Origin of the sequence: Streptomyces sp. NPDC006544 (genome assembly GCF_040611715.1) — a bacterium.
Lineage (GTDB): Bacteria > Actinomycetota > Actinomycetes > Streptomycetales > Streptomycetaceae > Streptomyces.
In genome coordinates this window covers 1-24,759 of the sequence record NZ_JBEXOV010000034.1, presented here as the reverse complement: position 1 = coordinate 24,759, position 24,759 = coordinate 1, and the positions used below count along the sequence as shown (strand labels likewise).

Annotated in this window: 14 protein-coding genes and 5 pseudogenes; 9 read left to right on the top strand and 10 right to left on the bottom strand. The window is 70.4% G+C overall.

The window, feature by feature from the left end:
- Positions 1 to 45: 45 nt before the first annotated feature.
- A complete protein-coding gene (locus tag ABZY44_RS17910; protein ID WP_356654785.1) occupies positions 46 to 504 on the bottom strand; it encodes a RidA family protein in 459 nt (152 codons plus the stop codon).
- Between the two features lie 5 nt (positions 505 to 509).
- Complete coding sequence (locus ABZY44_RS17905) at positions 510 to 1,496, bottom strand: NADP-dependent oxidoreductase (protein WP_356654854.1); 987 nt, start codon at positions 1,494 to 1,496, stop codon at positions 510 to 512.
- Positions 1,497 to 1,725: 229 nt separating this feature from the next.
- Here ABZY44_RS17905 and ABZY44_RS17900 point away from each other — a divergent pair, with 229 nt between their 5' ends.
- Entirely contained in the window at positions 1,726 to 5,085 is a 3,360-nt protein-coding gene (locus tag ABZY44_RS17900) for a BTAD domain-containing putative transcriptional regulator (RefSeq protein WP_356654783.1), read from the top strand.
- Between the two features lie 204 nt (positions 5,086 to 5,289).
- Here ABZY44_RS17900 and ABZY44_RS17895 read toward each other — a convergent pair.
- Positions 5,290 to 5,469 (bottom strand): annotated as a pseudogene (locus ABZY44_RS17895) (IS256 family transposase); the annotation flags it as partial.
- Between the two features lie 357 nt (positions 5,470 to 5,826).
- On the opposite strand from ABZY44_RS17895, the gene ABZY44_RS17890 reads away from it, so the two are divergent.
- The 3 genes and pseudogenes from ABZY44_RS17890 to ABZY44_RS17880 form a co-directional block, all read left to right on the top strand.
- On the top strand, positions 5,827 to 8,139 hold the full coding sequence (locus ABZY44_RS17890) for a molybdopterin-dependent oxidoreductase (RefSeq protein ID WP_356654781.1): 2,313 nt from the start codon (positions 5,827 to 5,829) through the stop codon (positions 8,137 to 8,139).
- Between the two features lie 125 nt (positions 8,140 to 8,264).
- Positions 8,265 to 8,816, top strand: coding sequence for an EF-hand domain-containing protein (locus tag ABZY44_RS17885; RefSeq protein ID WP_356654779.1), 552 nt, complete (start codon positions 8,265 to 8,267; stop codon positions 8,814 to 8,816).
- 388 nt (positions 8,817 to 9,204) lie between these two features.
- Positions 9,205 to 9,644, top strand: a pseudogene (locus tag ABZY44_RS17880) (Tn3 family transposase); the annotation flags it as partial.
- A 15-nt stretch (positions 9,645 to 9,659) separates the two neighbouring features.
- On the opposite strand, the pseudogene ABZY44_RS17875 reads toward ABZY44_RS17880, so the two are convergent.
- Positions 9,660 to 9,869, bottom strand: a pseudogene (locus tag ABZY44_RS17875) (SDR family oxidoreductase); the annotation flags it as partial.
- Between the two features lie 2 nt (positions 9,870 to 9,871).
- Here ABZY44_RS17875 and ABZY44_RS17870 point away from each other — a divergent pair.
- Positions 9,872 to 10,477 (top strand): annotated as a pseudogene (locus ABZY44_RS17870) (transcriptional regulator); the annotation flags it as partial.
- A 165-nt stretch (positions 10,478 to 10,642) separates the two neighbouring features.
- Here the strand turns inward: ABZY44_RS17870 and ABZY44_RS17865 are convergent.
- A complete protein-coding gene (locus ABZY44_RS17865; protein ID WP_356654777.1) occupies positions 10,643 to 11,926 on the bottom strand; it encodes a low temperature requirement protein A in 1,284 nt (427 codons plus the stop codon).
- Positions 11,927 to 12,091: 165 nt separating this feature from the next.
- On the bottom strand, positions 12,092 to 12,391 hold the full coding sequence (locus ABZY44_RS17860) for a hypothetical protein (RefSeq protein ID WP_356654775.1): 300 nt from the start codon (positions 12,389 to 12,391) through the stop codon (positions 12,092 to 12,094).
- Positions 12,392 to 13,108: 717 nt separating this feature from the next.
- Between ABZY44_RS17860 and rph the strand changes: the two genes are divergently transcribed.
- Positions 13,109 to 15,709, top strand: coding sequence for a rifamycin-inactivating phosphotransferase (rph, locus tag ABZY44_RS17855; protein ID WP_356654773.1), 2,601 nt, complete (start codon positions 13,109 to 13,111; stop codon positions 15,707 to 15,709).
- Between the two features lie 132 nt (positions 15,710 to 15,841).
- Positions 15,842 to 16,747 (top strand): NAD-dependent protein deacetylase, encoded by a 906-nt coding sequence (locus tag ABZY44_RS17850; protein ID WP_356654771.1) that lies wholly within the window; start codon positions 15,842 to 15,844, stop codon positions 16,745 to 16,747.
- A gap of 101 nt (positions 16,748 to 16,848) precedes the next feature.
- Here the strand turns inward: ABZY44_RS17850 and ABZY44_RS17845 are convergent, their stop codons facing one another.
- The 4 genes from ABZY44_RS17845 to ABZY44_RS17830 all read right to left on the bottom strand — a co-directional run bounded on the left by ABZY44_RS17845 (position 16,849) and on the right by ABZY44_RS17830 (position 23,089).
- Positions 16,849 to 17,268: a subtilase-type protease inhibitor gene (locus ABZY44_RS17845; RefSeq protein WP_356654769.1), complete on the bottom strand. Its 420-nt coding sequence runs from the start codon at positions 17,266 to 17,268 to the stop codon at positions 16,849 to 16,851.
- 364 nt (positions 17,269 to 17,632) lie between these two features.
- A complete protein-coding gene (locus ABZY44_RS17840; RefSeq protein WP_356654767.1) occupies positions 17,633 to 18,310 on the bottom strand; it encodes an alpha/beta hydrolase in 678 nt (225 codons plus the stop codon).
- 350 nt (positions 18,311 to 18,660) lie between these two features.
- Entirely contained in the window at positions 18,661 to 21,702 is a 3,042-nt protein-coding gene (locus ABZY44_RS17835; RefSeq protein WP_356654765.1) for an NPCBM/NEW2 domain-containing protein, read from the bottom strand.
- Between the two features lie 1,183 nt (positions 21,703 to 22,885).
- A complete protein-coding gene (locus ABZY44_RS17830) occupies positions 22,886 to 23,089 on the bottom strand; it encodes a cold-shock protein (protein ID WP_356654763.1) in 204 nt (67 codons plus the stop codon).
- Positions 23,090 to 23,687: 598 nt separating this feature from the next.
- Between ABZY44_RS17830 and ABZY44_RS17825 the strand changes: the two genes are divergently transcribed.
- Both ABZY44_RS17825 and ABZY44_RS17820 read left to right on the top strand, forming a co-directional pair.
- Positions 23,688 to 24,431 carry a class I SAM-dependent methyltransferase gene (locus ABZY44_RS17825; protein ID WP_356654761.1) on the top strand — a complete coding sequence of 248 codons (744 nt, stop codon included), beginning with the start codon at positions 23,688 to 23,690 and terminating at the stop codon, positions 24,429 to 24,431.
- A gap of 170 nt (positions 24,432 to 24,601) precedes the next feature.
- A pseudogene (locus ABZY44_RS17820) lies at positions 24,602 to 24,759 on the top strand (RdlA protein); the annotation flags it as partial.

Below are 24,759 nucleotides of genomic sequence, written 5' to 3'. Positions count from 1 at the left end.
CGAGGGACTTCACCCAGGCGACGACGAGCAGGTTGTGGCGGCCGGTCACGCCCGCGCACAGCCGCCGCACCTCCCGTCCGCGCGTGACGCCGGACGGACCGCCACCGCGTCGATCTCGAAGAGCATGCCCGGCAGGGCCAGGGACGCGACCCCGCTCAGGGTCTGGGCCGGCAACCGGTCCTCCCAGGCGGCGTGCAAGGCCTTGCCGAGGACCTCCAGCTTCGCCAGGTCGTGGTCGACGACGTACGAGCCGAGCCGTACGACGTGCTCGAAGCCGAGGCCGGCGCCGGCGAGTGCGAGGCGCAGGTTGGCGACGGACCGCTCGACCTGCGCGGCGAAGTCGCCCGGCACGAGCTGGCCTGTCCGGTCGGAAGCGTACTGGCCGCTGATGAAGACGAGTTCGCCGGGTGCGGAGGCGGCGTGGCTGTATCCGAACGGGGCGGGGTCGTGCAGCCCGGCGGGGTCGGTGAGGGTGCGGTGGTCGCTCGTGCGCTGGTGACCCATGGCCGTCACCCGTCCAGCCGGACGAGCATCTTGCCGGTGTTGGCGCCGCGCATCATGCCGAGGAAGGCGGCCGGGGCCCGGTCGATGCCCTCGAACACGGTCTGTTCGGTGTGCAGCGTGCCGTCGGCGAGCCATCCGGCTGCGCGGCCGATCCACTCGGGGAAGAGGTGGAAGTAGCTGCTGACGAGCATGCCGCGCAAGGTGAGCTCCTTGGCGGCCGCCTGGAACAGGTCGTGGCCCGCGGCCGGGCCGGTGGAGTTGTAGCCGCTGATCGCGCCGACCAGTGCGATGTGGCCGCCGGTCCTCATCGCGCCGATGGCTGCCCGCAGGTGGTCGCCGCCCACGCTGTCGAGGTAGACGTCGATGCCCTTCGGGGCCGCCTGGGCCAGCTGTTCGTCCAGCGAGCCGGCGCGGTGGTCGATCGCCGCGTCGTACCCGAAGTCGGTCACCAGCTTCTTCGTCTTCTGCGGACCGCCCGCCGAGCCGATCACCCTCGACGCACCGAGCGTGCGGGCCAGTTGACCGGCGACGCTGCCGACCGCCCCGGCCGCGGCCGAGACGAACACCACGTCGCCCTCGCGCACCGGGGCGATCTCGGTCAGTGCCGCGAATGCGGTCAGGCCGGTCGTGCCCAGGGCCCCCAGGTAGGCCTGCGGCGGCGCGATACCGGTGTCGATGGGGGTGGCGGCCGCGGCGTCGAGCACGGCGTACTCGCGCCAGCCCAGGAAGTGCGTGACGGTCGCACCGACCGGCACGGCGTCGGACCGCGAGGCGACGACCTCGCCGACCGCGCTGCCTTCCAGCGGCGCGCCGAGCGGGAACGGCGGGATGTAGGAGGGGGCGTCGTCCATCCGTCCCCGCATGTACGGGTCCACTGACATCCAGGTGTTGCGTACGACGATCTGCCCGGCGGCCGGCTCCGGGACCTCGGCGCGAACCAGCCGGAAGACGTCCTCGGTGGGCTCGCCCAGGGGCCGGGCGACGAGGTGTATCTCGCGGGAGACGGTCTTCGCGGAGAGCGTGGAGTGGGCGTGGGCCGTGGTGTTCGTGGCGTTCGTGGCGTTCGTGGCGTTCGACACGGTCTGCTTCTTCCCTCGGTGGTGCGTTCCTCGCTTACGGAGATCACCTTGCCGGGGGCCGCTGACGAACCGCTGATGCTCCCTGATGATCTGCGCACGAGCCCGCACGGACCCCTGGGAGGCCAGGAGTTAACGTGACGTCATGCGCTTCGAAGTGTTGGGTCCGCTCCAGGTCCGTACCGACGAGGGGGCCCCGGTCACCGTCCGCGAGCCCAAGGTCCGGGCCCTGCTGGCCGATCTGCTGGCGCACCACGGCCGGCCGGTGCCGACCGACCGCCTGCTCCACGACCTGTGGGGCGAGGCGTTGCCCGGAAACCCGGCGAACTCGCTCCAGACCAAGGTGTCGCAGCTGCGCCGGACGCTGGAACAGGCAGAGCCCGGCGGCCGCGAGCTGATCGTCCACCGCCCGGCCGGCTACCTGCTCCAGGTCCCGGACGACGCGTTGGACACCGGCCGGTTCGCCGACCTGACGGCCCGGGGCCGCCGGACCGGGGACCCGCACGCGCGGGTGCGGCTGCTCTCGGACGCCCTCGCGCTGTGGCGCGGGCCGGCCTTCGCCGAGTTCCGCGAGGAGCCCTTCGCCCGGGCGGCCGCCACGGGGCTGGACGAACAACGCCTGACCACGCTGGAGGAACTGGCCGGCATACGCCTGCAACGGGGTGAGCACCACGTGCTCTCGGACGAGCTGGGCGAACTCGTCCGCGAGCACCCGCTGCGGGACGGGCTGCGGTCCCTGCACATGCGCGCGCTCTACCGCTCGGGCCGGCAGGCCGAGGCACTGGAGAGCTACGGGGAGCTGACGACGCGGCTGTCCGAGGAGCTGGGGCTCGACCCCGGACCCGAGCTGGTGGCTCTCCACCGGGCCATCCTGCGCCAGGACCCGTCCCTGGCACCCGCGCCGGCCCCGGCCACGCACGCCCTGCTCGCCCCTGACCCGAAGGCCCCGGACCGTTCTCCCCCGGCCGCCGCTCCGCTTCCACCGCGTACGAACCTGCCCGCGGCCCACCTGACCGACCTGGTCGGCAGGCGTGAGGAGGTCGCCCGGGTACGGGCCCTGCTCACGTCGGGCCGCCTGGTCACCCTCACGGGGCCGGGCGGCGTCGGCAAGACCCGCCTCGCCCTGGAGGCCGCCGCGCTCACGGTCGACGCCTTTCCCGACGGGGTCTGGCTGGTGGAACTGGCTGCCGAGCCCGGGGGTCCCGGTGGCGCGGGCGGCGCGGCTCCCGCCGTGGCCGACGCGGTGGCCGACGTCCTCGGCATCCGCGACCGGCCCGGCGGTGAACCCCACGCCGGCCGGGCGGTGGACCGCCTCGCCCGCGCCGTGGCCGCCCGGCGCCTGCTGCTGGTACTGGACAACTGCGAGCACCGGGTGCAGGCCGTCGCGGAACTCACCGGGCACCTGCTGCGCCACGCTCCCGGCCTGCGCGTCCTGGCCACCAGCCAGGAGCCGCTGGCCCTGACCGGCGAAACCCTGCACCTGGTCGAGCCCCTGCCGCAGTCCGACGCCGTACGGCTCTTCACGGCGCGGGCCGCGGCAGCCTCTCCGGGGTTCGCCCTGGGCCCCGCCAACGCGGACGCCGTGGCGCGCGTCTGTGCGCGTCTCGACGGGATCCCGCTGGCGCTGGAGCTCGCCGCGGCCCGGGTACGGGCGCTGGGAATCCACGAGCTGGCCGAGCGCCTCGGTGACCGCTTCCGCCTGCTGAACGCGGGCCGGCGGGACGCCCCGGCCCGCCAGCGCACACTGCGCGCCGTGATCGACTGGAGCTGGGGGCTGCTGACCGAGCCCGAGCGGGCCGTGCTGCGCCGCCTGTCCGTCTTCGCGGGCGGCTGCGCGCTGACCGCCGCCGAGGACGTCTGCGCGGCGCCGGACGTACCCGCGGGCACCGTCCTCGACGTACTCACCCGTCTGGTGGACCGGTCGCTGGTCACCGTCGTGGACAGCGAGGACGGCCCCCGGTACCGGATGCTGGAGTCGGTCGCCGCGTACAGCCTCGAACGTCTCGAGGAGGCCGGTGAGAGCCGCACCGTCCGGCAACGGCACGTCATGCACTACACCGAGCTGGCCGAGCGCGCCGAGCCACCCCTGTACGGCCCCGGCCAACGCCGCTGGCTGCGCCGGCTCGACGCCGACAGCGCGAACCTGCGCTGCGCGCTCGCCGAGGCGGCCGACGCCGCCGACGACGCCCTGGCGCTGCGTCTGGTCAACTCCCTCTCCTGGTACTGGTTCCTGCGCGGCCGCATCGGCGAGGCCCGGCGGTCGTTGGCCCTGGCGCTCGCCTCCCGCAGCGGCGGCGTGAGCGGCGCCCGGAGCGGCGCGCTGGCGCGTCGGGCCGCGTTCGCGCAGCTTGCGGGTGAGGCGCGGGCCGACGGGATGGAGGAAGACGCGACGGACGAGGAGGGGGAGTGCGGGGAGTACGCGGGGGCGGACACCCGGGCCCGGTGGTTCCTCGCTCTCGCACGGTGCGGTTTCGGCGACGGGTCGGGTGACGAGGGCCGCACCGCCGCCCTGCTGGCCGAGTTCCGGGCCCGGGGCGATCACTGGGGCATTGCCGCGGCCCTGAGCACCCGCGCCACCGAGGCCGTCTACCGGGGTGACCTCGCCGCCCTGAGGACGTACGCCGAGGAGAGCGCGGCCCGCTTCGCGGAGATCGGCGACCGATGGGGCCAGCTCCAGGCCGCCGAACAGCTGGGGGTGCTGGCCGAGATCGCCGGTGACTACGAGGAGGCCGCCCGGCTGCACCGCGACGGCGTGCGCGTCGCGGAGGAACTGCTGCTCTGGACCGACGTGTCGTTCCGGCTGTCCAGGCTCGGCAGGATCGCCCTGCTCACCGGCGAGTTCGCGTCCGCGGCGGAACTCCACGAGCGGGCGCGGCGGCTGGCCGCCGAACAGGGCCACCGCCCCGCCGAGCAGTTCGCGGAGACGGGCCTCGCCCTCGGGGCGCGCCGGACGGGTGAGCTCGAGACCGCCGAGCGGCACCTGCGGCCCTGGCTGGAGTGGAACCGCCGGATGGGCGTGGACAGCGGCGAGGCCCTGATCCTGGCGGAGCTGGGCTTCGTCGCCGAGCAGCGGGGCGATAGCGGGAGGGCTATGGTCCTCCACCTCGAGGGTCTGGAGGCGGCCCGCAGGGCGGCCGACCCCCGGGCGCTCGCGCTCGCCCTCGAGGGCCTTGCCGGGGCCCACGCCCTCGCGGGCCGCGCCGGCGACGCCGCCCGCCTCCTCGGTTCGGCCGCGGCCGCCCGCGAGTCCGTGGGGGCCCCGCTGCCCGTAGCGGAGCGGCTCGACGTCGACCGCGTCGCGGCGGGGGCGGGCGAAGTCCTGGGCACGGAGGCCTTCGACACCGCGTTCCGCCAAGGCCGCGGGCAGGGCTCGTACGACGTGCCGCTGCCCGACGACCGGCTCATGACGGTGCACCGCGACGCCGACGCCGACGGCGACGGCGCGTCCGTGTCCGTGTCCGTCCCCCGGATCTCCTTCCGGCGCGACGTCGTCCCCTCCGATTGACCTCGTCCGGGGTCGGTCCGTGCCGTTCGGGCGTGCTGTTCGGGCGTGCCGGAGCACGGTGGTGCCGGACTGCACGAGCCGTGTCCCTCGTACGAGTGATAGCCGCCGCCGCGGCCGGACCCGTCGTGGCTGCTGAGAGATCGTTTCCCCGACGACGGACGAGCGGGTCTGTCCAGTGAACGGTGGTTCTGGAGTTGTAGGGGTTCAGCGGCGGGCGGCTGAGAGCCGGCCGTCGAAGGTGATCTCGAAGGCGTTCAATGCTGTCTTCCACCGCTGGGTCCAGTGCTTACCTCCCTGGCCGGTGGGGTCCAGGCTCATGACGGCCGTGTAGACGCACTTGCTGGCGGCCTGCTCGTTCGGGAAGTGCCCGCGAGCTCGGACGGCCAGGTGTCACTTCCTGCGCGAAGATCCACCGTTGACCGTACAGACCCTACGTCGATGATCTTGAGCATCCAGCACAGCGGCCGCTCCGTTGGCAGGGTTCGACGGAAGGATCGGCAAGGCGCCGTGGGGCGGAAGTTCCGTACGTTCCTGCACGGCCGGGCGCCGCGCGGCCGGTGGCGCTGCTCAACCGAGCGGCGGGCTCACGCCGAAGGGGGTGCTGCCGAAGAGCCCCCCGGGGGTTGGACAGCAGGCCGCAAGGGAAGTCTCTGCCCCGCGGAGCGTCCACTGCAGTGGAGCCCCTGCGCCGTAGGCAACGCTGCCCAAGTGCAGGGGCAGTTTCAGGGACGGAGTCGATGCATGGTGGAACGACGCATGTCGGTTGCGACGCACTGGGGCAGTTTCGTCGCGGTGGTCGAATCAGGCCGATTGGTGCGCATCGAGCCGAGGGGCGATGACCCTGCGCCGTCGCCTATCGGCCCCGGAATGATGACAGCCGCCGACGACAGCGCTCGTGTGCTGCGCCCCGCGGTGCGCAAGGGCTGGCTGAACGGCCTGCCGCGCGCCCGCGACACGGCCAGAGGTACGGACGCCTTCGTAGAGGTGAGCTGGGACGACGCGCTCACGCTGGTCAGCGATGAGCTCCGTCGGGTGCGTTCGCAGCACGGAGACAGCGCGGTGTTCGGCGGATCCTACGGCTGGGCGAGTGCGGGCGCGTTCCACAACGCGCAGGGGCAACTCCATCGATTCCTGTCGTTGGGCGGGGGATACACCGACTCGCGCAACACGTACAGCACCGCGGCCTTGGAGGTCATCCTTCCCCATGTGATCGGCGGGCATCCGTGGAGCTACCAGTCCCGGATGCCGATGTGGGACGAGATCGCCGAGAACTGCGAGCTCGTGGTGGCGTTCGGCGGGCTGGCCCTCAAGAACAGTCAGATCAATCCTGGCGGGCTGGCCAGGCACCAGACGCAGAACCTGCAGCTCCAGTGCCACGAGGCCGGGGTGCGGTTCGTGAACGTCAGTCCCCTCCGCAGCGACGTCGCCGGCTTCCTCGACGCCGAGTGGCTGCCCGTCGTCCCCAACACCGACACCGCTGCGATGCTCGGCATCGCCCACACGATACTGGTCAACGGGTGGCACGACGAGGACTTCCTCCGCCGGTGCTGCGCCGGGTTCGAGCGCTTCGCCTCCTACCTGGTCGGCGACCTCGACGGCGTCCCCAAGGACGCCGCCTGGGCAGCGGAGATCACGGGCATCAGCCGCGACACGCTCACCGACCTCGCCCGCCGCCTCACCACCCAGCGCTCGCTCATCATGGTCAACTACGCGGTGCAACGCGCAGACCACGGCGAACAGCCGATCTGGATGTCCGTCGTACTGGCCGCCATGGCGGGCTCGATGGGCCGGCCTGGCTGCGGCTGGGGCGCGGGTTACGCGACGATGGACGCGACCGGCGTTGCCCCAGGCCGCCCCTCGGTGGCGACGATTCCCGCGGTGCCCAACCCCGTCCCGGACTTCATCCCTGTCGCAAGGATCGCCGACACCCTGCTGCATCCGGGGAAGACCATCGACTACGACGGCCAGCGCCTCACGCTGCCCGAACTGCGCCTGATCTACTGGTGCGGAGGCAACCCCTTCCACCACCACCAGGACCTGCACCGGTTGACCCGGGCCTGGCAAAGGCCTGACACGGTGGTGGTTCATGAAGCCTGGTGGAACACCACGGCCAAGTTCGCGGACATCGTCCTCCCTGTCGCCACCGGCCTGGAGCGCGACGACTTCGCCGCCGGATTCTCCGATCCCCACCTCGTCGCGATGCCGAAGGTCCGCGAGCCGGAGGGCGAGTCGCGCACCGACCACCACATCTTCTCCGCCCTGGCCGCCCGGCTCGGATACGAGCAGGAGTTCACGCAGTCGCGCTCCGAGTTCGAATGGGTCCGGCACCTTTACGAGCAGACGAGAGCCCAGCTCGGCGACGTTGCCGCCTTGCCGAGTTTCGAGGATTTCTGGCGTAGCTCCACCGCTGAGCTGCCGGCGTTGACCGGACCGTTTCCCGGGAGCTTCGAGGCGCTCCGCTCAGATCCGCAGCGTTTTCCCCTGCCGACGCCGTCGGGCAGGATCGAGATCTTCTCGGAGGAGATCGACTCGTTCGGCTACGACGACTGCGCCGGGCATCCGACGTGGTTCGAACCGGTGGAGTGGCTTCACGCTGATCTTTCGGACCGCTTCCCGCTGCATTTGATCTCGAATCAGCCCGCCTCGCGCCTGCACAGTCAGTACGACAACGGCGGTCACAGCCTCAGTTCAAAGATTCGAGGGCGTGAGCCCGTGACGCTCAATCCGTCGGACGCCGCGTCGCGCGGCATCGAAAACGGCATGATCGTGCGCGTCTACAACGACCGAGGCAGTTGCCTCGCGGGCGCGGTGATATCGGACGACGTCATGCCAGGCGTCGTACAACTGTCCACCGGAGCGTGGTGGGATCCGGTCCAGCCGGGCTTGAGCGGAACCCTGGACCGTCACGGCAATCCGAACGTCCTCACGGCGGACCGTCCGTGCTCGCGGCTGTCCCAGGGGCCGAGTGCCCTCAGCGCGCTGGTCAACGTCGAGCTGTACGGCGATCCCCCTCCTGAGGTGCTCGCCTTTACACGCCCCAACCTCGAACACTGACACGAAGTCTTCGGGCCAGATTCCAAGCCTGCATCGTGGCGTGTGCAGCAAGGCCGCCCTGGCTGCCGAGAGGCTCTCGCCTTGCCGTTTGCACTTGCGTAACGGCAGGAATACTGTGCGCATTTGTGACTGCACTTCAAAATCTCAAGTACGGCCAGTGGTTCAGGGGCGCCGACGTCGACGGCGACGGATTCATCACTCAGCGGGACGTCCGCATGATGAGCGAACGCTACATCGCCGCCCGCTGCGCCACGCCGGACGCCGGGACCGCCCATCAGCTCACCCAGGGGATGGACGGGTTCTGGACGAACGTGATCGCCCCCATGGACCAGGACGGTGACGGGAAGGTCGATCTGCGGGAAATGACCGAAGGGTTCAAGCGGGTCCTGACCGACCCCGCCCTGTATCCGGAACAGATCGAGCCGGTCACCAACTGCTTCTTTGATCTCGTCGACCTCAACTCGGACGGCAAGATCGATCAGGCGGAGTTCCAGCAGATGTTCAACTCGGTCGCCGGCGTTCCCGGCGAGGACTGCGCTGCGGTCTTCGCCGCTTTGGATCGGGACGGCTCCGGCGCACTGGGCCGGGCGGAATTCCACCAGGCGCTCACTGAGTTCTTCTACGGCAACAACCCGGACGCTCCCGCCAACCACCTGTTCGGGAAAGTCTCCGTCTGACGGCTGTGAATACGGCCTGAGACCTGCACGCCCACAGCACTGCTGGTGTCGGCGTACGCGTGAGGACCTCCAGGGCAACCCCACGGGAGCCGAACTTCACCGAGCGCGCCGAGCAGTGGGAGACCGCCGGCCACCTGGTGCCGGGCCGACGGATGAGGAGTGGACGATCCTCGCCGGCCGCTACCCCTGGCCCAGCCGCTGGCCTCACCCCGAGACTGCCGCCGCGGCATTGCCGCGGCGCTCCCGGGCTGCCGGATCGTCACCGTGGTTGGGCCCCGATCCGGCAGCCCCCACCACTCCCGACCGACACCTCGCCGGGCGGGTACCAGGGCCGGCTACGGTCCGCCTTGTGCTGGTGGAGTTTCTGACTGATGAGCAGGCCGAGGCGTACGGAAGGCTCGCCCGACCGAGCACCTGCTGCGGGTGGTCGACCCGGTGGACGACACCTACCGGCGGCAGATGAACCGGCAGCTCACCGTGCAGGAGTCCCGCCACGAGCTGGCCCGGGACGTGTGCCACAGCAAGCGCGGCACCATCCACCAGGCGTACCGCGACGGCATGGAGGACCAGTTCGGCGCGCTCGGCCTGGTCCTCAACGCCATCGCGCTCTGGACGACCCGGTACATCGACGCTGCCATCGCCCAGCTCCAAGCGGAAGGCCACGAGATCAGGGACGAAGACATCGCCCGGCTCTCCCCGCCCAAGCACAAGAACCTGAACCTGCTCGACCGCTACAGCTTCGCCGCTTCCACCCCGGCCGCCGGCGCCCTGCGCCCGCTGCGGGACCCGGACACGCCGGAGTCGGACGAGGACGACCTCTCGGCTTGATGGCAACGCAGGGGGTTACTGGGCGGTGTAGCCGCCGTCGACGGGCAGGGCGATGCCGGTGACATAGCTGGCGCCGGGGCTGGAGAGCCACAGGACGGCCTGGGCGATCTCGTCGGCGGTACCGAGACGGTCGATGGCCTGGCCGGCTTCGGCCTGGGCGCGGTCGAGTTCGCCGCCTTCGACCATGGCATCGACCATGGGGGTGGCGATGGTGCCGGGGCACACCCCTCACCCGCCCCCGGCGCCGCACCGCGCAGTGGAAGGCGCACCGGAGCCTGCAGTGGGTCCGGGACGCCGTCACCGCCGGCCCCGCCTTCGTGCGCAACGGCCGCATGGACCTGCTCGCCGCCAATGAGCTCGCCCGCGCTTTCCATGCCGATGTCTACGCCTCGGCTGGCAACCAGGCGAACCTGGCCCGCTTCCAGTTCCTCGACCCCGCGTCGCGCCGTTTCTACCCCGACTGGGAGCAGGCCGCTGACATTGCCGTGGCCATCTTGCGCACCGAAGCCGGCCGCAGCCCCCACGACAAGGGCCTGCACGACCTCGTCGGTGAGCTGTCCACCCGCAGCGACGACTTCCGCACCCGCTGGGGCGCCCACAACGTCCGCCACCACGGCACCGGCACCGGCACCGGCACCGGCACCAAGCGTTTCCACCACCACACCGTCGGCGACCTCACCCTCGCCTACGAGGGCCTGGAGATGGCCGCCGCCCCGGGTCTCACACTCACCATCTACACCGCCGAACCCGGCTCGGCATCCGAGGAGGGCCTGGGTCTCCTCGCCTCCTGGGCAGCCACGTCCCAGACCCTCGCACCACACTCGCGCGACTGATGATCCCCGGCCGACACGGCGCAGATGCGCTCGTGGAGGTGGGCTTCGAGGAGGGCCTGTCGGGTACTCGGCGTCCGGGCTCAGCGAGCGGCGCCCGGGAGGGCCGAGCCGCCGCGGCGGCCCGTACCACCGGGCACCTGAACGGATCGGGGTCCCCGCCGGTGTCTACTGCGTACCGAGCTCTTCGAGCACCTGCTGTTGGTGGCGGTGGCCGATCGTCTCGTAGCCGATCACCGTGACGAACGGGGCGAGCATGACCACGAGCAGGCACACCGCGATGGACACGCCGGCGGCGGCCATGAGGACTGCCGCGAGCAGTACGGCGATGGTGAGGGCGACCAGAAGGATGTGGAAGCGGTCGGCCGTGGACAGCAGCAGGGAGTGCAGGAGGTAGATCATCAGCATGTAGAGGCCGACGGGGAGGGCGAGGGCCAGGACGACGGCGGTGCCGGAGATTTTGGCGTGGTGTTCCATGTACAGGCCTGCGATGTGGAGCCCGGCGCCGGCTGCGGCGACGCCGGTGAACAGGGGGATGTGGCCGTAGCCGAAGAGGTATCCGCGGCCGCGGCGGTGGGCGAGGATGTCGCCGAAGGGTGTCAGGAAGTACATCCACCACATACCGAAGGTCAGGCCCACGCCGGCGATGACCACGGCGATGGCGTTCCAGGTCCAGTGGGTGCCGTCTGCGCCGCCCAGGAGGTCGCCGGAGGAGGCGACGGTCCCGACGACGCCCTCGCCGAGGACGATGATCGCGAAGAGTCCGTACCGTTCGGCGACGTGGTGCGGGTGCCAGGGCGTGCCGCCCGCCGGGCCCTGCGTGAGTACCGGCAGGACGAGTTCGAGGGTTCCCAGGATGGCGAAGCCAACGAAGACGGCACTGATCGGCATGTGCACGAAGGCCACGACGATCCAGCCGGCCTGGACGATCACCGTCCAGCGGATGTTTGCCATGCCGACGTCGTGGAACGACGGGGACTGCCGGGCGGCGCGCCACCACTGGAGCACCATCGCGATCCGCATCACGACGTAGCCGATGACCATGGCACGCAGTTCGAGGTGGCCGCCCTCCTCGACGGAGTGGAACATCGCGGGCAGGCCAAGCGAGAACACGACGACGCCGATCATCTGCAGCATCGTCACGACCCGGTAGAGCCAGTCGTCGGTGGCGAAGGCGGAGGCGAACCAGCTGAAGCTGATCCAGGCGATGCTGATCGCGAACATCGCCAGGACGAACGCGGTGACCGCCTGCCCGGCATGCCCCTCGGCGAGCATCTCGGCGAACTGGAACGCCGCCGTGCCGACGGCGACCACGAAGGTCAGGTCGAACAACAGCTCCAGCGGCGAGGCGGTCCGGCCGTGCTCCTCCGGGTCACGGCCGGTCATGGGAACCAGCCGTCGTCGCAACAGGCCGGGCTTGCCGGACTTGCCGGTGGGTGGGGAATCATTCATGTGCAGCAGTATTTCTGACGCCTCTCCAGCCCGTCCGGCCGCACTGCCGAGGCAGCGACGAAGTACCGTACCCGTCCGGCCCCCACTGCCACGGAGCCTTGAAGGGGACCTCTCCGCCGACGGCCGGGAGGCGCGCACGGGTCCCCGAGGCTGCTGCAGCGTTTGTCAGACCCGGCAGTGCTGACGCCCTACACCTCCACATGCCCATTGCTCGTAGGCGTACGCGGCGGCCGTTGCGAACTCGCGGACAGTGAGCTGGCCCAGCTCACCCTGGAGCAACACCAGCAAAGCGGTGCGAACATCGTCCGCACGGATCACATCGCTCTTCACCCTGTCGGCAACGTGAGCCGACGCTCCGCCCACCTGTGCCGCGAGAAAACCCGCCAGTTCCGCACATGTGTCCTGGCTCCGCTGGCCGAGGCTGACGTTGCCATCCGAGGAGGCCTCTTTCGTCACCTGGCTCACAAGGGGGCGGGGGGCTTCTTTCCGACCAGGACCGCCTGGCCAACGACTTCATTCCGCGCAGGAACAACCCCGCAAGCCATGACAGGACGCACGTCAACCCTTGGGGCGGCCTCACGCCGCGCGCTGCCCGTGTCGTCACCGCCGTCGCCGCCCGGCTGGGACACGCGCTCGACCAGCAGCGGGCACGGGCGGCGATGCAGTGGGTGAAGACCCGGACCTACCGCGCCGGCGACCGCCATGTTCCCGCCGCCCGTCCCGGTCCTCGCCACCGACGCCCTCACCGGCCGGCCCGAGGAACCCGGGGCCCTGCGGCGCGCCACCACCACCGTGCGCATCGGTCCCGACGGCCGCCTCGGCCTGCACCGCCACGGCGCGCAGGACCACCCCTGCCCCACCCCCGCCGCCTACCTGCACCATCTCAGGATCTACCGGCAGACTGACGGCCCTGACAGCACATCACCTGACAGCACATCATCCGTGGACGGGTGGTCTGGAAGGGGGAAAACGAAAAGGCAAGGAGAGCTCTCTCCTTGCCACTCTCAACATATAGCGCACTGGGGGGCTTGCCGCAAGGCCCGGGTCACGGCGCAGAATCGTCCGCTGATGCCACAACCTGCGGAGATGAGGGCACGACGTGCGTGTGTTGCTGTCGACGGACCGGGAACCCGGCGATGTCGGACCAAGGCTGGGACCGGCCGAGCGGTGGGGGGTGTCGCGGTGACCGAGCAGTACGTGGTGGATCTGCGAGAAGTCGACGAGCTGCACGTCGCGCTCGTCGGCGGCAAGGGCGCGCACCTGGGCGCGCTGTCGCGGATCGAAGGCATCAGCGTGCCGGCCGGCTTCTGCCTGACGACGCACGCCTTCCGGCGGATCATGGCCGAGGCCCCGTCGCTCGGCGACCGCCTCGATCAGCTGGCGGGCTTGGACCCCGACGAGCGGGAGGCGATCCGCACGCTCAGCGCGGAGATTCGTCGGACCATCGAGGAGATCGCCGTCCCGGGCGACCTCGCGGCGGCCGTCACCGGCGCGCTCGCCCGTCGTGGCGAGCGGGCCGCGTACGCCGTGCGCTCCAGCGCGACGGCGGAGGACCTGCCGACGGCCTCCTTCGCCGGGCAGCAGGATACGTACCTCAACGTCGTGGGGCCCGCCGCGGTCCTCTGGCACGTCAGCCGGTGCTGGGCGTCGCTGTTCACCGAGCGGGCCGTGACCTACCGCCGGCGCAACGGCATCGACCACCGTTCGGTCCACATGGCCGTGGTCGTGCAGGAAATGGTCTTCCCGCAGTCGGCCGGCATCCTGTTCACGGCCGACCCCGTCACGGGCAACCGCAAGGTCTCCACCGTGGACGCCGGATTCGGCCTCGGTGAGGCCCTGGTCTCCGGCCTGGTGAACCCCGACGTCTTCAGCGTGCGGGACGGCGCCATCGTCGCCAAGACGATCGCCGCCCAACAGCGTGCCGTTCACGCCCTGCCGGACGGCGGCACGCGGGAGGTGCCGGTCCCCCCGGAGCGGCAGCGGCAGCCGGCGCTGACGGATGCACAGGTCGTGCGGCTCGTACGGCTCGGGCGGCAGATCGAAGCGCACTTCGGCCGCCCGCAGGACATCGAATGGTGCCTGGTCGACGACGGCTTCCAGATCGTGCAGAGCCGGCCGATCACGACCCTGTTCCCCGTGCCCGAGACCGCGGACGAGGAGAATCACGTCTACGTCTCCGTCGGCCATCAGCAGATGATGACCGACGCCATGAAGCCCCTGGGCTTCTCCATGTGGCAGCTGACGGCCATGGTGGCGATGCACGAGGCCGGCGGCAGGCTGTTCGTCGACGTCACCGGACGCTTGGCCTCGCCCGCGAGCCGCGCCGGCCTCCTGGACGTCCTGGGGAAGGGCGATCCGCTGGTCAGGGACGCTCTGGAGACCGTCCTCGACCGTGACGGCTTCGTCCCGTCGGTCCCGGACGCGCATCCCGGCGGCAGGCCCACGACGGGCGGTGCGCCCGCCCCCGTCGAGACCGACCCGGCCATCGTCACCGAGCTGGTCGAGCGCAGCCAGGCGTCCGTCTCCGCCTTGGAGCGCGACATCCGCACGAAGAGCGGACCAGCCCTGTTCGACTTCCTGCTGGAGGCCTTCGAGGAGCACAAGCGCGTCCTCGGTGATCCGCTGAGCATCCAGGCGGTCATGGCGGGGATGGAGGCCACATGGTGGCTGGGCGACACCCTGCAGGAGTGGCTGGGCGAGAGGAACGCGGTCGACACGCTCACGCTGTCCGCCCCCGGCAACATCACGTCGGAGATGGGGCTGGCGCTGCTCGACGTCGCGGACGTGATCCGCCCGCAGGCGGAGGTCGTGGCGTTCTTGCAGGGGGTGGAGGACGAGGACTTCCTGGACGGGCTGGCGAAGCTCCCGGGCGGCACCGGGGCGCGGGACGCCATCGAGTCCTACCTCGACCGGTACGGCATGCGCTGCGTCGGCGAGATCGACATCACGAGGCCGCGGTGGCGCGAGCGCCCCACCACCCTCGTGCCCTTGATCCTCGACAACGTCAGGAACTTCGAGCCGGGCGCGGCCGAGCGACGCTTCGAGCAGGGGCGGCAGAAGGCCCTGGAGAAGGAGCAGGACGTCCTGTCACGGCTGCGCGTCCTGCCCGACGGAGACCGCAAGGCCGAAGAGGCGAAGCGGATGATCGACCGGGTCAGAACGTTCATCGGGTACCGGGAGTACCCGAAGTACGGCATCATCAGCCGCTATTTCGTCTACAAGCAAGCCCTGCTCAAGGAGGCCGAACGCCTCGTGCGGGCCGAGGTGCTTCCTGAGAAGGAGGACGTCTTCTACCTCACGTTCCAGGAATTCCACGAGGTCGCGCGCTCGAACCGGGTGGATCACCAGCTCATCCGGGAGCGCAAGGAAGCGTTCCGGTCGTACCGGGCGCTCACGCCGCCCCGGGTGCTCACATCGGACGGGGAGGCCGTCACCGGGGCCTACCGGCGCGACGACGTACCGGCCGGCGCCCTGACCGGTCTGGCCGTTTCCGCCGGCACCGTCGAGGGCAGGGCGCGCGTCATCCTCGACCTGGCGCAGGCCGATCTCGAAGCGGGCGACATCCTGGTCACGACCTTCACCGACCCCAGCTGGTCGCCGCTGTTCGTCGGGATCGCGGGTCTGGTGACGGAGGTGGGCGGTTTGATGACCCATGGCGCGGTGATCGCCCGGGAGTACGGCTTGCCGGCGGTCGTGGGCGTGGAGCGGGCCACCCGGCTGATCCGGGACGGGCAGCGGATCCGCGTGCACGGAACCGACGGGTACGTCGAGATCCTGCCCTGACCGACCGTTCCCCCTGGGAGGGGTCCTTCCCCCCGGGACGGGTCCTTCCTCCCCCGGGACGTGTCCTTCCCGCTCCCCGCGTCCGGCCGCTCGGCTCCTCCGGTCGGCCGCGGGGTTCCGTACCCTGGCGGCATGCGCATGCGTCCCACTTTGAGCTGGACCGCCGCCGAGGGCCTGCCCGCCGGCACCACGAGTGTCGCGCCGGTCGCCGACGTGCTGAGCGCCGGCGGGGTGCTGGTGGTGAGCGGGGCGGGCATCTCCACGGAGTCGGGCATCCCCGACTACCGGAGCGAAGGGGGGAGCCTGAGCCGGCACACCCCGATGACCTACCAGGATTTCATCGGCAGTGCCCGGGCCCGGCGCCGGTACTGGGCGCGCAGCCACCTCGGCTGGCGCACCTTCGGCCGCGCCCGCCCAAACGCCGGACACCGGGCGGTGGCAGCGTTCGGGCGGAGCGGGCTGCTCTCGGGGGTGATCACCCAGAACGTCGACGGGCTGCACCAGGTGGCCGGCAGTGACGGGGTGGTGGAACTGCACGGGAGCCTGCACCGGGTCGTCTGCCTGTCCTGCGGTGGCTCCAGCGCCCGCCGTGAGCTGGCCGTGCGGCTCGAGGCAGCCAACCCCGGGTTCGATCCGATGGCGGCCGGGATCAATCCGGACGGTGACGCCGACCTCACCGACGAGCAGGTCGGGTCCTTCCGGGTGGTGCCCTGCGCGGTGTGCGGCGGCATCCTCAAACCGGACGTGGTGTTTTTCGGGGAAGCCGTTCCGCCGCGGCGGGTCGAGAACTGCCGCGAGCTGGTCCGTGAGGCGGCTTCCCTGCTGGTCCTGGGTTCCTCGCTGACGGTGATGTCCGGACTGCGGTTCGTGCGTCAGGCGGCCCAGGCCGGGAAACCGGTGCTGATCGTCAACCGGGACGTGACCAGGGGTGACCAGCATGCCGTCACCCGGGTCGCGCTCCCCCTGGGAAGCGCGCTCGCCGACGTGGCCGACCAGCTGGACATTCCCGTCGCCGCGGAGGCCGCGCCGCCGGTCTAGGCGGAGCGAACCCCGTCCGGCCCCGTGCACCCGCGCCCCGCCGGGGAGGGGGCGGGGGCGGGGGCGGACGTACGGGGCCGGACCGGTTCGGGCAGGGGCCGTCAGAACGCGAAGACGGCGTTCCCGTTGAAGGTCGCGGCCATGACGCACCCGTTGGAGAAGGTGTGCTTCCAGGAGACGCGCTTGCCCTTCCAGACGCCGTCCGCGGTGACGGTGACGGGGTCGTAGTGCATCGGGCACGCACGGTCGGAGTCCGGGGCGGCCAGGAGCGTCTCGAGGGTGCCGGAGGTGGCGGTGAGGGCCGCACACGCGGCCTTGGGGTCGGGGTGCGTTCCCTGGGGGGTAGGTGCGCAGCTGAGGGCGGACGCCCGCACGACGGTGGTCGCGTCCTCGCCCTGGGCGACGGCGAGGACCACGGCGGACGGGGCGTACAGGCTGGCGGGCTTTGCCTCCGCGATGCCGGTGGCGCCTGCCAGGGTCAGGAGGGCAGCGGCGGAGACGGCAGCGATGCGGTGACGCACGACGGACTCACTTTCAATTCAAAGGACTCACGCAGTAGTTGCCTGCGTTACATCGACTGGACATCGCTCAGCTTGCCGCGTCCGAAGGGGGTGCGCACATCGAACACCGATTTACGGACACGCCCCCTCCTGGGAACGACCGAATGGTCGTTCGGGCAGTTCAGGCGGGTGCGAGCCCTGCGGGGTCACGCGAAAACGGAGGGTGACACCCGGCCCGTCGCCCCTACGAGGGGCAGTTGACCTGCGGTCGGCCGTACGCGGTTCATCGAACGTCCATCCAGGCTGACCGGATAGCACCCGTGTCACGTGCCACCGCCCCTCCCGCCGACGCAGCGGCGGGAGGGGCACGGACCCGGTGCGTCGTTCACGTCGCCGTGGCGTGGCCCAGGAGCACCTTCAGCAGCTGATCGGGCGCCTCCCGCATGACGTTGTGACCGCTCTCGACGGCGTGCGTACGCCACTGGGGCGAGCCGCTCAGCCGCTCGTACAGCTCCGTGAAGGGTGACGGCGTGGGCCACCGCGTGGCGTACACGTACGACTTCTCCGCGAAGCGGGTCAGGTCGCCCTCCAGGCGGACCGCCTGGAGCAGCGAGGCCAGCGGGTGCGGGGTGGCGCGCGGGTCGAAGAACGGGAGGGGGGCGCTGGTGTATCCGTTGTCCCCGGCGCCGTCCAGGTACCACGCGCGCTCGTTGTCCGTCACCAGGGACCAGGTGGACTGACCGTCCTCGGGGACCATCGCGTCCACGTACACGAGCCCCTTCACCCGCTCGGGGACCCGGTCGGCGGCGCCGGTGATGACCATGCCCCCGTAGCTGTGGGCGACGAGCACGGCATCGGTGACCGCCTCGTCCTCCAGCAGGTTCACCACGTCGGCGATGTGGGTGTCCAGGTTCACCGAGGGGGTCAGCAGGTGCTTGCGGCTGCCCAGTCCCGTCAGCGTCAGCGGATAGGCGTGGTGGCCGGCGCCCCGCAGTGCGCGGGCGAGCGGCTCGAAGGTCCAGGCGCCGTGCCAGGCACCGGGAACGAGGACGTACGTGGTCACTGTCGGACTCCCTGCGTCGAGACGGCGCCGATGGTCGCCGAGGTGGTGGCCCCTGTGGTTCCTGTGGCCCGTGAGGCCGGCGAGGCCCCGGCCCGCCTGACCCGCCCGCCCGGCGCGGCCTGTTCGTTCCGTGTCTTCGTCGTCATGTGATCAAGGATGCCGGGCGGCGTCCGGGCGTTCGAGTGGCTGGAGTGACACGATGTGAAAATATCTGGCCATGACTCCTGGGATGACCCACCGGGCCGTCGTGCCGGCCCTCGACGGGGTCCACCCCTTCGAGATGATGTTCTGCGATGGCACGGGGCCGGCCGGTCGCCTCGAGGGCTCCCCGCCGGCCCGGCCGGCCGGTGTTACCGCAGCAGTTGGGCGCCCGCCCAGTCGGCGTGGTCGCTGTTGATGCCGTCGCCCGCGTCCGTCACCTTCAGGGCCAGCGACTTCACACCGGCGACGCTGACGTCGACGGACTGCGTTGCGCTCGACGGCGTCATCGCCGCCGGGCTCTCGTACAGCTTGACGCCGTCGCCCCACACCTCGAACCTGACCGTCGCGTTCGCGCCGACCTCGTCATCCACACCGACGTCCGACCGGAACCGCGCGTAGCCACCGTCCAGGGCGTAGGTGACCGTGCTGTTGGCGTGCGTACCGATGCCCTTCGCGTAGGCGGCGCCGTTCAGCTTGATCGGGTGCCCGTCGACGCTCTTGTCCTTCTGCACGGTGCCCGACCCGATCGTGGGAGTACCGGTCCAGTTCAGTTCGCTGAGGGCCGTCGGCAGTTGGGCGTTCCGGATCAGCTTGGCCCCGGCCCAGTCGGCGTGGTCGCTGTTGATGCCGTCGCCCGCGTCCGTCACCTTCAGGACCAGCGACTTCACACCGGCGACGCTGACGTCGACGGACTGCGTCGCGCTCGACGGCGTCATCGCCGCCGGGCTCTCGTACAGCTTGACGCCGTCGCCCCACACCTCGAACCTGACCGTCGCGTTCGCGCCGACCTCGTCATCCACACCGACGTCCGACCGGAACCGCGCGTAGCCACCGTCCAGGGCGTAGGTGACCGTGCTGTTGGCGTGCGTACCGATGCCCTTCGCGTAGGCGGCGCCGTTCAGCTTGATCGGGTGCCCGTCGACGCTCTTGTCCTTCTGCACGGCGCCGGAGTCGCTTCTGGCGTCGGCCCAGTTGAGGTCGCTCAGATCGACCGCCTGTCCGCTTCCGCCGGCGGCGGAGGTGGTGACGTCGACGGCGTTGCCGGCTCCGGAGAGGTTCCCCGCGGCGTCGACCGCCTTGACCGTGAACGTGTACGGCGTCGAGGCCGACAGGCCCGTCGCGGTGAAGCTCGTACCCGTCGACGATCCGACGAGGGCGGCACCGCTGTAGATCTTGTAACCGGTCACGCCGACGTCGTCGGACGACGCCGTCCACTTCAGGTCCACGCTCTTGGACGTCACGTTGCTCGACACGAGGCCGGCCGGCGCGGTGGGGGCCGTCGTGTCGCCCACCACCGTCCCGGCGGTCGCGGTCACGGACGCACCGGCGGCCACCGGTACGTTCACGTAGGACACGGTGTTGCCGTACAGCGACTTGGTCTGCGGCGTGTACGCGGTGCCGTTCACGGTGATCGAGGCGGGGGTTCCGTAGAACTGGGCTTCCCAGTTGACGGTGCCACCCGAGTTGTTGGTCAACGTGGAACCGGTGGTACCGGTGTGCTTGAGCTTCAGGTCGTTGTCGCCGACCTTGAGGTGGTCGATCTCCACCCAGGGCGTCTCGGAGGTCAGCCGGGAGACGGTGGCCACCTTGTCCTTCGGGGCGTCCGGCTGCACCCCCATCATGCCGTCGATCACACTGCTGACCGCGAGGAACGAGATCTCCGGGTAGGTGTCCTTGCCGGTCATGAGCTTCTTGAGCCAGCCCCAGCCCTCCGAGGACCGGTTGTACTGGTAGTACATCTCCGGCAGGTAGGAGGTCGCCTCGACGTTCAGACCGTCATCGTTGGCGGCGATGAAGTCCAGGGAGCTGCTGGTCCTCGACCCGTGGTCGCCGAGCCCGGTCAGCATCGTCAGGAAGCTGGCCTCGTGCCCCCAGCTGCTGTAGCCCGTGCCGGCGGCGTCCTTGCCGCGGACGTACCGGTTGTTCGACGCGTCCCACCAGTTCGCCTCGAAGTGGTCCTGCACCCGCTTCGCGCGATCGGCCCACTTCGCACTGTTGGCGGTGTCACCCTTCGCCTTCAGGATTTCGGCGTAGGCCAGCATCGACTGGTACTGGTACCCGAGCGAATCGCCCGCGGAGACGAGATTCTCGTTCGGGAACTCGAAGAACGTCGCCGTGTACTCGCCGGGCTGCTTCTTCGCAACCGGCTGGTCGGCGGCCGGGTTCGCGTCGTTCCACGTCACCTCGTGGTTCGTGAGGAACGAGCCCATCGTCGAGTCGTAGTAGGCGGAGAGGGCCGGATCGTTGATCCAGTCCGCGTTGCCGGTCCACTGGTACTGCTTGTACGCCTTGGTCATCAGGTTGAAGGGCGACGGCAGTTCCCGGAAGCCGGTGCCGTCGATGTAGTACATGGCTCCGTGGGAACTGTGGGCCCACAGCGGCCAGCCGTTCTGGCCCGGATCGTCGGCATCGGCCGCGAACGTCCTCAGCATGCTGAACGTCTCGGCGTCCAGGCCGAGCGCGTGCGCGCCGTCCGACTGGTGGGCGATGTCCCGGTTGTAGTAGGACTCCCGGCTGGTGTAGGCACCCCAGTAGCCGGGTTCCACCGATGTGTGCGCGGCGTTCTTGAGGCGCCACCACTCGGGTTCGTGTCCCATCATCGGGTTCCCCGGGTAGAACGTCATGCCGAGGGCCCGGTCCTTGCCCCACTTGAAGCCGTCGTTCAGCGTCGCGTTCGGAGAATCTATGGTCAGGGTGCTGGTGGGCGCCCCCACGTGTTTCTGGATCGTGATCCTGTCGACGCGCGGTACCTCGCCGGCGGACGTGGCCACCAGCTCGATGACATCACCGGCCTTCAGCGCTACTTTGCTCGACGTACGGGTGTCGATGCTCATCGGGTCGGTGTAGTCACGGCCGTACCGCTGGGACGTGGCCCATGAATCCACGGCGGTGGAGTTCACGGAGATCTTGTACGTCACTCCGTTCGCGGTCTTGCCGTTGTAGCGCGTGATGAGGTCATAGGTTCCGTCAGAGCCGTTGAAGGTCGTTCTGGCGGTGCTCGTCTGTCCTGCCGCACCCCGGGCATAGGTGACGTTCTCGACCGGCGTGTCGTTCCAGGTGTGGTTCACGGTGTCCGTCGCGAAGTTGGTCAGCGACATGTTCTCGACTTCGATGACATAGGGCCCTGCCGTTGCCGCCGCCACCGCGGGGGTGACGGGAAGGGCGATCGCGGTGCCGGCTGTTGCGAGCACGGCGGACAGGACACAGGCGAGACGACGCATGTGTGAGGGATCCTTTCGGGTGGGGGTGTTCGTCGTTCGAGGACGGCCGCAGACCTCGACCGTCGCTCTCCGGTGCTGCGGAACAGGCCGCGGCGCAGCGGCCCTGGCGGCCGTCGGCGGTCCGGACCCGTCCGCCTTCGCGCGACGCCGGTCACGTCGTCCCGGACGTCGGCCGACCGGGCGGTGCGGGACGCCGCCGGAGTCCTGCGGTCGCGCGGGCGGCGACCACCTGTGATCGCGCCCATGCCGGGGCGCGGCGGGGCTGCCTCGGGCCGGGCGAGTCACTGCGCCGTACTCGCGGTCGCACGCGTGCGTCCACCGCGGCCGCTTCGCGTCGGGCGCCGCCCGGGGTGGGGCGGGCGGCTGGTAGGGGTAACTCCTCTCATGGCGCGGCATGTTGGAAGAAGTTGAACTGTGTTGCCTGTTGAGAAGTGATGTCAATGGTTGTGTTCAGTTCGATCCCCGCCGCATCGCTCGCCCGCGGACCGGCCCGCCTCGGGGCGGGCCGCCGCACCAGCGCGCCGCGCCCGAGGGAGCCGGGCCGCGTTGCGGCTCGTATCAGCAGGTCAACGGCTTGACGCAGGCGAATGCACCCGCCTCCACGAGGCAACTGAAACTGGCCGGTCACCCTTGGGGCAGCGCGAGCGATGCGGTAAACAACAACCGCCTTGCATCAGAAAATTGATGCAACTTCAGAAATCTTTCAGTCTGACGTTGCATGCTGCGCCGTGCGTGCGTAGTGTCGGGGCCCTGGCGGGACGGCGGCCTCGGCGGGCCGAGGTGGTCGTGCACGGCTTGGACGAACTGGCGAAGCCGTTGCGCGCCCCGCACGCGTGGGGCGTCGGCGTATGACGCTGCCGCTCGGTCTGGCCGTCGCGCCCACGGCCCAGGCGGCGGCTACGCGCACACCTACGGGAACGGTTCGAAGACCGTCGCAACCACGCCCAGGGCGGGCGCGACGCGGGGAAGGACGCCTACGGGGCGACGGCCACCACGGCCGCGGGCGGCCGACACGAGGTCGGGGGCGCGTTCTGGCCGGCCCACCCGCCCCCGGGAGGCCAGCGCATCGCTGCGCGGGGCGCGGGAGGACAGGACAACGCAGCTGGGGCCCGCACCGAAAGGTGCGAGCCCCAGCTGCGTGTACGCGTCAGCGTCAGGCGGGAACGATGTTCTCGGCCTGCGGGCCCTTCTGGCCCTGCGTGACGTCGAAGTTAACCTTCTGGCCTTCCTGAAGCTCGCGGAAGCCCTGGGCGGCGATGTTCGAGTAGTGAGCGAAGACGTCAGCGCCGCCGCCCTCCTGCTCGATGAAGCCGAAACCCTTTTCCGCGTTGAACCACTTCACGGTGCCAGATGCCATATCAATCTCCTTTGGGGCAATGCCCGGACTCGCACTGTGCGGATCCGGAGTCGCCGCGATGATTGCCCCGACCGGAAATCGGCGGAAATGCAAAGCACACTTCCAGCGTCTAATAATACCAACGGAGGGTGTGCTTGAATTCGTGGGAACCAAGACTGCAACTGAGATCGACAGTAGCACGCCATACCCGCCCCGGTAGGTGAGAACATTCCGCTCTCGTCGTTGCGGCAAAAACCCTCTCCCTGGGGAGCGATAAACCCTCACCTCACGGCCGCAGGTTCACGCTCACCCGCGCGCGGCGTCCGATCCTCGGGACGTCGCCGCAGCGGCGGCCTCGTTGCTGAGCACGGCGGTGCGGGGCGGGCCGACCCAGGTTCCCACCGGCCCGGAGGCGATCACCTACGAGGACGCCGCGCGGCAGTTGTCGAGCGCTCGCGGCCGCCCGCCCGCAACCGCCGGTGCGGGCGGGCCGCCGCGAGAGAGCAGAGGTCAAGGGCGCTTGGCCGAAGGCTCCTTGAAGGCACCCGGTCCATGGACGGGTCCGCCCCATGGAGGAAAAGGAGGTGCCGGTGACCTCCGTCATTGACAAGCTGCGCCGGTGAACCGTGAAGAAATCTCCAGGATCGCCCACGCCGACCACCCGATAAAGTCTCCGCTCGACGACGACTCCGTACGTCGACTGCTGGCACGCGGGCTCCCCCACGGCAGGGAGCGCGTACTCGACCTCGGCTGCGGCAGCGGGGAATGGCTCCTGCGCGCCTTGGTCACCCACCCGCACGTGCGCGCCGAAGGCGTGGACATCTCCGAGGACGCCCTGGCGCAGGCCCGCCGGGCAGCGACCGACCTCGGCGTCCAGGACCGCCTCACCCTGCACCACCAAGAGGCCCAGGCCTTCGTGTCCACGGAGCCGTTCGACCTGGTGATCAGCGTCGGGGCCGCGCACGCCTTCGGCGGTCTACTGCCCACCCTCGCGGCGGCCCGCACGCACCTGTCTCCCCAGGGCCGCGTACTGATCGGTGAGGGGTTCTGGGACCGCGCCCCGTCCGAGGAAGCCGTCGAGATGCTCGGGGACCTCACCGACCTCGCAACCACCGTGGACCACGTCGTCGCCGACGGATGGACTCCCGTCGAGGGGCACGTCAGCACGCGCCGTGAGCTGGACGACTACGAATGGGCCTGCTGGGGAGCACTGGCCTCATGGGCTCTGGACCACCCCGACGCTCCGGACAGCGCGCACGCGCTCACGACGGCCACCACCCGCCGCTCGGAATGGTTGCGCGTCTACCGCGACACCTGGGGCTTCGCCTCCCTGGTCCTACGCCGGACGCCCGCCCGCCCCTGAACCGGCCGGTCCCGGCGCGGCGCGTTCCGAGCGGGCACGGTCTCGGCGGAGGACTTCGACGCGTCGTGGGGTGATCAGGGCCGATCGGGTGAATCAGAGACACCTGTGCCGGATCAGGCCGTTGATCAAGCCGCTGACTACCGCGCACTCGTGCAAAAGAAAGACTCGTGATGATCAAGAAGATGATGGCCACCGCCGCTGCCACCGCCTCCATCCTGGGAGCGGGCGCCGCAGTCGCGGCCCCGGCCATGGCCATCGGCAACGACAACGGGGTCAACACCGTCAACGGGAACGGTGCCCAGCAGATCTACGGCAACCAGAAGACGAC

Coding starts and splice junctions, on each gene's coding strand:
- ABZY44_RS17865 (WP_356654777.1), bottom strand. CDS start 11,926: ATGAATGATTCCCCACCCACCGGCAAGTCCGGCAAGCCCGGCCTGTTG.
- ABZY44_RS17910 (WP_356654785.1), bottom strand. CDS start 504: ATGGGTCACCAGCGCACGAGCGACCACCGCACCCTCACCGACCCCGCC.
- ABZY44_RS17900 (WP_356654783.1), top strand. CDS start 1,726: ATGCGCTTCGAAGTGTTGGGTCCGCTCCAGGTCCGTACCGACGAGGGG.
- ABZY44_RS17830 (WP_356654763.1), bottom strand. CDS start 23,089: ATGGCATCTGGCACCGTGAAGTGGTTCAACGCGGAAAAGGGTTTCGGC.
- ABZY44_RS17890 (WP_356654781.1), top strand. CDS start 5,827: ATGGTGGAACGACGCATGTCGGTTGCGACGCACTGGGGCAGTTTCGTC.
- ABZY44_RS17850 (WP_356654771.1), top strand. CDS start 15,842: ATGCGCATGCGTCCCACTTTGAGCTGGACCGCCGCCGAGGGCCTGCCC.